Below are 3,933 nucleotides of genomic sequence, written 5' to 3'. Positions count from 1 at the left end.
GGCATTGCTGTGAGTGGTTTAAGAGAGTCTTAAACCACTCTGAAGATAATATTTTTAAAGAACTGCACAGACGCAATTAATTTGCGATACGAAAAATTTTACTTTGCACGCCATGGCAAATCAAAACCTCAAAAAATCATAACCATTAAAAGTCATTCCATGGCGCATAACGATAATCCTTATCTATTAGGCTAAATCTGAGCCCGTAGATTCCTTTATTCTGACATTCGTTCATAAAGCGAGCTGAGCAAACAACCTCATGAATCTCTTGAAAATAGAATAGATCAGAATCAATTTTTTCAGAGACAACCAACTTGTCTATACGTTCATAATTTTTATGCGCTTCGCCACCACTCTCCAACTTCGAATTAACATCAAGCACAAAAATAGAATTCGCGGGATCCATCCCCATGAGCCTTTCGACAACAGCAAAGAACGAATACTGATTATTTATCCCATCACCGCCATGGATAATAAGCTCAACTGGCCGACTTAAATATCTACATCCGTAGAAATCACATACTTCCAAAAATTTCTTGGATGCCAAAAAGTGATCCGGCAACCAATCTGCACTTATATTCGGAATATTCGCTATTGCGCGATATTTCAAACTTAATGCATCAGCCTTTGGACTCTCGGTTGGGTAATGAAAATCTGGTAGATCAGGGGTCCAATTCAAATCAAAAAAATGGTGCTCCTTCACCATCCGGCTCGTACTTTATAATATATAAATCTTTCATCATTTCATCTCAAAGCGGCCGACCTGTTACAGTGTCAAGTTTAAATAACCAACTTTCAAGCCCCTGAGCAGCCCACGTTTGAATATTCTTCACGCCAAGCGCTAGATCCATGTCATTCAGGCTACTTAAATTATTGTTAAGCTTTATTAACTCATTTTTTTACAGCTTCAGTGCATTGCACGTGATTCGACCAATGCCCCGGCATTCCGGTTGTTTGAGCTAAATCTTTGGTTTCCGGTAGAAAAATGCCATTGGACGGTCCATCCAGGTCCCGTCCAATATTCTTCAGCCTACCGAACATTCTTTAAATTGTGTGCTTTTTATCAGCTCCTCGGGTACCAAATGGTGATTCGCCATTCCATCACCGGATTTGGCCTCCATGTTGTTACCTAACTTCGTAGAGCACCAGCCTAACGGATGAACCCAGTTACTAGGGTGAGGTGCGTACGAGTAAAAATTCATCCCTCCTGATAAAGCAATCGGATCCTGCGTAACAATCCGCCCCACCTCCGGATCGTGATACCGAAACGTGTTGTAATACAGCCCCGTCTCATCATCGAAGTGCTGCCCCTGAAACCGCAGATTCTGCTCGACTACACTGACGTCCAGACACTCCACCGCCCCTCAAGCCTTATACGTCGCCTGCCAAACAATCTGCCCTTCCCGGTCAGTCATCTCCAGCGGCTTACCGATCTGATCGGTGTGGAAGTAGTAAAGCTTCCGCTCTCCCCTCATCCCGGTTTAGGCTAGCCTGTCTACTTGACATTAGGAGTATTATTTGAATAAAAAGAAACCCTCTTTACATCTGCATCCAGCAATGGCTTCCAATCTTATTTCTTCTCACCCGACAGAATACATCTCTCCAAAAAAGAACCGACTATCAATATAATTCTGATCACCCTCGCATTCCCGTTAACAACTTCGAGAAACTTCATTAAAAGCGATACCTCTCAGCCCCAGCGTTTCTACAGCGTCTTTGAATGCCTGACTGACATAGAGCACCTGCGGATTTTCAGGTATGCGAAAAATCTGACGCACATAACTCTCTGGAATTTTTAAAACGGCCTTATAAACGACGTATCCGCCTGCCCCCTTATCATAATCGGACTGCTTAAAGTCGAATGCATCTGATAGAAGCTCGGTAATGAATACTGCAACGTCCCCTGCTCGCGGACCGAGCAACTCAATTTTAGGAAACCCCTGCAGAAATTCAAGCGCTTCATATGCTTTGTCTGAGACAACCAAGACAGGCCTGAAGAAAGTAAAAAAATCAGAATGTGCTGATTTTTTCCTATCATCACTATTATATACAACGCGAAAAATGTGCTTTCCTGAATCTAATGTAGTTTCACCATACGCTAACTTTGTAGCAAAATCCTGCAAACCTCCCAACTGACTCGTGTCGACCAATGTTTTATATTTGTCATCTTGCGTTATTGAATAAATTTTCATATTTCACCCAAATAATCCGGACCACTGCGCATCGCGCGGACTTGAAAGCAATGTATTACGAATTCTATCGAGAGTCTTTAAGATCATCGGCTTACCACCTGCCTTATCCGCACTAATTATAAGTTGGTTAACGCTTTCAAAATAAGAGTTTGGATGTTTTCCATTATGCAAGATCCCCGGAACATTCGAGTCAAAGTTATTGCGATTAGGCAAAAATACTCCATTGACCGCATTGTCCACATGAATATTATGCTTTGCCAACACCGCTCTCGCAGGAGCAGCAAGCTTAGCAGTGTCACCAACGATATGATGAGCAGCTGAATTAGCAGGGCGGGGTGTACCGCCTTGTGTCATATTGCTACTTAACGCTTTGGAACAAAGCCCTAGTGGATCAATCCACCCAGTAGGATCAGGAGCATATTTGTATAAGTTATACCCGCCATACAACCCAATCGGATCCTGCGTTACAAACCGCCTCACCTCCGGATCGTAATACCGAAACCCCGAGGCTGACATGTTTTGACCCCGCCCATCAGCCCGCTCTACTTCTCAACCCGTCTGAACAAAAAACAGCCCTTCCCCGCTTCCATTTTTTTTCAAGAACAAATATCCAACCGCATCGGTTAAATAAAAAACATCCTTAAATGGCTCTGAAAAATCTGAAGAATACAGCTGACAAATAAAATCATATTCTTCAATTAGAGCATCAGGAACGATCACTCCATGAGGGATCGAAGCTGAAATCAAAGAAAACACGGGAAAATCCTCCTCTCCGACTTGCCTATCTTTTAACTCTGTCGGCACCTCAGGAACACTTTCAACAGGGCTTATTTGAAATACCCCCCCATCACTGTGCATAACTTTAGTATACCCACTCAAAATGGATTCTAACTCTGACGAATCTCCACTATACGTTATATTTTCGAGAAAATAGTCAGACTTACTATAAGTCGAAAAAATGTACAAAACACCTTCATTTGGCATGCTGTTATTTTTTAAGTGACGTTTTATTTTAGAACAATTTATAGAAGCAATTAAAGTAAGCGGGTCACCGTCAGGGTTTACTGGCCAAGCTACGATCTCAGCTGCTTGCCCCCCAAACGTGATACCCGAATTAACAGTATCGCTATCAGAAGGAATAATTTGTTTGACCGCTATCATAATTACCTCATTTACATGCACTTAGACTACTATGAAATTTTTTCGCCATTCTTTTTAGCTGTTTAACTCGCGAGCTAGGCACCCCGCTTTTTCTAAGAGCACCTGAAGTTATATCTAGCTCTCGCTTAAGTGAAGTTGCAAACTCATTTCTGCTGAGCCCTTGGCTTTCACGAATTTGCATTTCATGCCAGTGAGCACCGCCAATGCCTCTCGTGTCTTTCGAAGGGCCTCTAGTGTGATGGTCCAAATCAAGGGCAATAGATGGATTACCTGAAAGCCTAATGCCCTTTTCTGCAAGATTCTGTTGCACCAGATATTCGTGGCGGAGCAGCTCATGTGCTTGCAGACCATCTCCGACATGTGCTGTCCCGTTCATCCCACCATATGTTCCTAACTCAAAAAGTGTGGCTAACCCCTGAGGATCAATCCAGCCTATAGCGCTTGGGGCATATTGGTACAGATTGATGCCTCCGAGAATCCCAATCGGATCTTGCGTTACAAACCGCCCCACCTGCGAATCGTAATACCGAAACGTGTTGTAGTGCAGCCCCGTCTCGTCATCGAAATACTGCCCCTGAAA

General features: G+C 43.2%; 5 protein-coding genes and 2 pseudogenes. All 7 read right to left on the bottom strand.

Annotated elements, in window-relative coordinates; all coding sequences use genetic code 11:
• Nucleotides 1-145: 145 nt before the first annotated feature.
• The gene (locus tag B0W55_RS28960) at nt 146-703 is read right to left on the bottom strand and encodes an imm11 family protein (protein WP_256576411.1); all 558 of its coding nucleotides are present in this window, start codon (nt 701-703) and stop codon (nt 146-148) included.
• 188 nt (nt 704-891) lie between these two features.
• The gene (locus tag B0W55_RS31370; RefSeq protein ID WP_256576410.1) at nt 892-1,041 is read right to left on the bottom strand and encodes an AHH domain-containing protein; all 150 of its coding nucleotides are present in this window, start codon (nt 1,039-1,041) and stop codon (nt 892-894) included.
• A 101-nt stretch (nt 1,042-1,142) separates the two neighbouring features.
• Nucleotides 1,143-1,466, bottom strand: a pseudogene (locus B0W55_RS28950) (RHS repeat domain-containing protein); the annotation flags it as partial.
• Nucleotides 1,467-1,652: 186 nt separating this feature from the next.
• On the bottom strand, nt 1,653-2,192 hold the full coding sequence (locus B0W55_RS28945; protein WP_077049321.1) for a hypothetical protein: 540 nt from the start codon (nt 2,190-2,192) through the stop codon (nt 1,653-1,655).
• A gap of 3 nt (nt 2,193-2,195) precedes the next feature.
• A pseudogene (locus tag B0W55_RS28940) lies at nt 2,196-2,693 on the bottom strand (AHH domain-containing protein); the annotation flags it as partial.
• A gap of 48 nt (nt 2,694-2,741) precedes the next feature.
• Nucleotides 2,742-3,353 (bottom strand): DUF1963 domain-containing protein, encoded by a 612-nt coding sequence (locus B0W55_RS28935; RefSeq protein ID WP_077049319.1) that lies wholly within the window; start codon nt 3,351-3,353, stop codon nt 2,742-2,744.
• 7 nt (nt 3,354-3,360) lie between these two features.
• A partial coding sequence (locus B0W55_RS28930) for an RHS repeat-associated core domain-containing protein (protein ID WP_139341009.1) occupies nt 3,361-3,933 on the bottom strand: 573 nt, incomplete at its 5' end.

The sequence above is a fragment of the Pseudomonas sp. KK4 genome (genome assembly GCF_001984065.1).
Classification (GTDB): Bacteria; Pseudomonadota; Gammaproteobacteria; order Pseudomonadales; family Pseudomonadaceae; genus Aquipseudomonas.
The sequence above is the reverse complement of the archived record's forward strand: the minus strand, read 5'-3'. Positions and strand labels throughout refer to the sequence as shown.